Origin of the sequence: Flavobacterium cupreum, assembly GCF_003996965.1 — a bacterium.
Taxonomy (GTDB): domain Bacteria; phylum Bacteroidota; class Bacteroidia; order Flavobacteriales; family Flavobacteriaceae; genus Flavobacterium; species Flavobacterium cupreum.
Genome location: NZ_QWDM01000037.1, coordinates 1 through 3,618 on the forward strand (window position 1 = coordinate 1; position 3,618 = coordinate 3,618).

4 protein-coding genes are annotated in these 3,618 nt (G+C 64.9%); all 4 read right to left on the reverse strand.

Going from position 1 to position 3,618, the window contains the following annotated elements:
* Window positions 1-383: 383 nt before the first annotated feature.
* Window positions 384-581: a hypothetical protein gene (locus tag D0817_RS24600; protein WP_127340981.1), complete on the reverse strand. Its 198-nt coding sequence runs from the start codon at window positions 579-581 to the stop codon at window positions 384-386.
* On the reverse strand, window positions 578-1,372 hold the full coding sequence (locus D0817_RS24605) for an ExeA family protein (protein WP_127340982.1): 795 nt from the start codon (window positions 1,370-1,372) through the stop codon (window positions 578-580). The genes D0817_RS24600 and D0817_RS24605 overlap by 4 nt, the downstream gene beginning before the upstream one ends.
* Window position 1,373: 1 nt before the next feature.
* On the reverse strand, window positions 1,374-2,699 hold the full coding sequence (locus D0817_RS24610; protein ID WP_127340983.1) for a DDE-type integrase/transposase/recombinase: 1,326 nt from the start codon (window positions 2,697-2,699) through the stop codon (window positions 1,374-1,376).
* A 128-nt stretch (window positions 2,700-2,827) separates the two neighbouring features.
* Window positions 2,828-3,370 (reverse strand): DUF6431 domain-containing protein, encoded by a 543-nt coding sequence (locus D0817_RS24615; protein ID WP_127340984.1) that lies wholly within the window; start codon window positions 3,368-3,370, stop codon window positions 2,828-2,830.
* Window positions 3,371-3,618: the final 248 nt, after the last annotated feature.

Genomic DNA, 3,618 nt, shown 5'->3' on the forward strand with positions numbered 1-3,618 from the left:
TGCTGCTCATACGCGAGAACGACCAGCCCGGTTCGACCAGGTCAACAGCGCCGATGACCTGCGCAAGCTGAGGGCCGGGCTGGGGTGTTACGCACCGCGCTAATTTAGGCTCTGCATCCCGACCTATTCGGCGGCGAATAATGGCGCTTGTCCCATCATAATTTCGCGAGAAGCGCGGCGCCACGTATCGCGGATTGGTGATTTTGGCATGGGTTGAGCGGTAGGGGACGGCGCTTCGACGGGTGACGCGTAAGGTGTGATGTGTGGGTGGGCGCCAGACGGCGAAGCGTCTGGTTGAGGCGGGCTGTGTGACAGCTTTTTGGGACCGCCCGCCTCGCGTCCGGCAGGACGGGGGCGGGCGATGTGGATTGAACCGGCGGGCGTCAGTGTCGCTCCGGCGGAGGCAGGCCCAGATCCTCGTCGCGCATCCGGCAACGTTCCTGGTAACGCATGATCTTGGCGGCATACCGCGCATCGCAGGCGCCGGCCAGTCTGATCAGGATCTCGGTGAGGACGGCGGCGGTTTCGTCAGAGATATCGTCCTCGTGCGGTAATATCGGTGTCGACGACGGCGGCGTCATCGCAGCTCCTCGATGGCCAGTTGCAACAGCTCGTCCGGAAGATGGTTCAGCCCTTTCGGCACGGCCATCCGCATGGCGTTGCGCAGGATGCGCCCGGCCTGGCGCGGCAAGCCCTTCGACGCCTGGCGCAGGATCTCCATGCCGGAGTCGGCCAGCAGGGTGTGCGGGCAGCCGGCGCTTTTGAGGGCGTGGTTGACCATCGCGGCGAAGCGCTCGCGTTCAATGACCGGCTTGAGGTGAACACGCGCGGAGATCCTCCCGCGCAGCGCAGCGTATGGCGCCCGCTCAAGCGTCTGCGCCAGGACCGGGTGGCCGACCAGCCAGACCGTGATCATGTCGCGTTTGTCGAAGGCGAAATTGAGGAAGGATGGGAAGTCCCGGAAGAACTCGGCCGGCAAATTCTGGGCCTCGTCAATGATCCAAACCGGCAGCAACTGCTTGCCGTCGCCCATTTCTTCGATACGGTCCTTGATGTCGCGCCAAAGCTGGGCCCGCCGGTAGGACGGCGTCACGCCCAGCGCGGTGGCCAGGTTGCGGTACAGATCGAGGCGGCCAAAGTCCGTCTCGGCATGGTAAATGGACAGGTAGCGGTGCGGATTGAGCGGGGCCGTCAGGGCGCGCACGGCGCTCGTCTTGCCCACGCCGGGCTCGCCCGTGATGAGCCCGATTCCGGGGGAGTTGAGCAGCCAGTCGAAGCGCTCGCCCAGTTGCGCCAGCGCGCCGTCGTCCCACAGTTCCGGCGCTTCCTTGCCGAGCGGCGGATGGCGCAATCCAAAGTGTTGGCGGTACATGTCAAGCCTCCTTCTTGCCGTGGTATTTGCGGTGCGCCTGCTCCACCTGGTTGGGGCCGCTGCGCGGTCCCGCCTGAATGGCTTCCTCCTGGGGCTGGCGGCGTTTGCGGCTGGCATTGGCAATCAAGTCCAGCGGCGTCGCCTGGCCCAGCGAGGCGCCCTTGTCGTCCTCGACGCCGATGACGACGCCGGCCTGGGGATCGACCACGAGCTTGACGCTCTTGCCGGCGAGTTCATAGGGCACTTCGAAGCGCGCGTTCAGGTAGGAGACCGTGCCATCCCTGCGCACGTGACGCTTGATGCGATGGTGGAACAGCGCATCGAGATGCGGGGCGAACTGGCCCAAGGAACGCACCTTGTCGAGGTCCTTCTGGTAGCGCGCGAGCGGCGTCATGCCGCCCAGGCCGCCGTGCGGCGTCTTGTGGTAGATCTCCTCGAGCCAGGCCCAGAGCCGGGCATTGAGGTCGGGCAGGTCGGCGATTCTATCGACGTCCAGTTCACTGAGGAATTGGTCGCGCATGGTCCGGTGCCACCGTTCGATCTTGCCCTTGCTGGTGGCCTGGTACGGCCTGCAATGGATCAGATGCATGCCCAGCCGTGCGCACACGCCCTGCAGGCTGCCTGCGACATAGGCGGCGCCGTTGTCGACGACGAGCTTGACGGGCCGGCCCCGTTTGAGAAGCGCCTGCTTGAGCACGCCCTCGATGTCGAGCGCCGTCTCGCCCAGGCAGAATGCGCTGTGCGCAACCAGGCGGGAGGCGTCGTCGAGCAGCGAGACCAGATAGGTCTTGCGCATTCTTCCGCCAAGCATCAGCCTGGGGCCGTGCATCACGTCGCCGTACCAGATGGCGCCGGCCGTTTCGGCCACGAAGCTGCGCTTCTCCTCCGGTTCGGCGGCCGGCCCGCGCATGCCGGAAATGCCATGCTCTTTCAACAGCCGGTGGATGGCCGAGCGCGACAGGCAGTTCCTGGCCACCTGGCCGTCGTCCTCGAGCAGTTGCCTGATGCGTCTGACCGATCTGCACGGATTGTCTTTCTTTGCCGCGACGATGGCCTCCTGTATCGCCGGTGCGATCTTGGAGCGGCCGCTGTCGGCCCGTGTCTTCGGGGTGAGCGCCTCGATGCCGTCCCTGCGGAACAGGCGCAGCCAGCTCTCGAGGGTCTTTTCCCCGATCCGGTGGCGGTTCGAATTGGGAATCGCGTAATCGCGGCTTGCCAGTTCGCCGATGATGCGCTGCTGCTCGCCACGCTCGAACTTCTCGCGGCTGACCAGCGGCCCCAATACCGACAGGCGGAACAAGGCAACCGGATTGATCTGTTTTGACATGAGTGCTCCTTGAAATGGATGGAGTCCTCATGGAAACAAAAATCCGGATGCCGGGGTAGGGGCGAACTCTGTGGACTGGATAAATAGACAGTGGAAATCCCGTCACGCGTTATTTGCACTCGGGCACATCACGGGACATCGAGCTTGCGATCGAGCATCTCCATGACCTCGCGCAGCGGCATCAGGTCCAGGCAGGCACGCCAGAACGCCTTCCAGTCGTCGCCGGTCCGGCCCAGATCAGGAAAGCGCTCGCGCAGGTGGAAGGAGAACAGCGTCGTCTGTGCTCGCAGCCAATCCCGCCAGCGCCGCACGGTCCGGCGATCAAGGCGCGCGCACTCGCTGGCCTTGCGCAGCGACAGCTCCGCCAGCAGCCACTCCAGGACGCGCTGCTGCACCTCCCAGTCGTACCAGCGGCGCGGCGCCAGCGCCAGCGGCAGGCGCGAACAGGTGCGCCCGCATCCGCCGCAGTAGAAGCGGCACACCGGAACGTGATTGAGCGATGTCTCGCCATCGGCGCAGCTGCGGTCGGCCTTGCGGTCATAGCTGCCATGGAGCCACAGGCAAGCCAGGCCGCAGCGCGGACACTGCTCTGGCCGATAGACCTCTGGTGAATGGGCAATTTGAAAAATGTGATGCAGCAGTGAGGGATTTGAGGATAAAATCCGATGCATAGGCCGGTCTCGTTTGATTTGTGGGTGGCGTGAGAACTTCACACAATATCAAATTAGTAACCGGCCTTTCTCTTTTCGCCGAATGCACCTGGCGCGCCAACACCCTCACTCCCCACCTGGACCGCAACGCCCACGGCCGAAGACCGCTCTTTTTTGGCGGGGGCCCCCCACGCCCCCCCCCCGCCGCCCCCACGGGCGCGCCCCCAAAAAACCCTCGCGCAGCAACAACCCCCCCGGGAGGGGGGGTG

Bases quoted from the DNA above. Each gene is read 5' to 3' on its own strand.
- D0817_RS24605 (WP_127340982.1), bottom strand. From the start codon at position 1,372: ATGTACCGCCAACACTTTGGATTGCGCCATCCGCCGCTCGGCAAGGAA.
- D0817_RS24610 (WP_127340983.1), bottom strand. From the start codon at position 2,699: ATGTCAAAACAGATCAATCCGGTTGCCTTGTTCCGCCTGTCGGTATTG.
- D0817_RS24615 (WP_127340984.1), bottom strand. From the start codon at position 3,370: ATGCATCGGATTTTATCCTCAAATCCCTCACTGCTGCATCACATTTTT.
- D0817_RS24600 (WP_127340981.1), bottom strand. From the start codon at position 581: ATGACGCCGCCGTCGTCGACACCGATATTACCGCACGAGGACGATATC.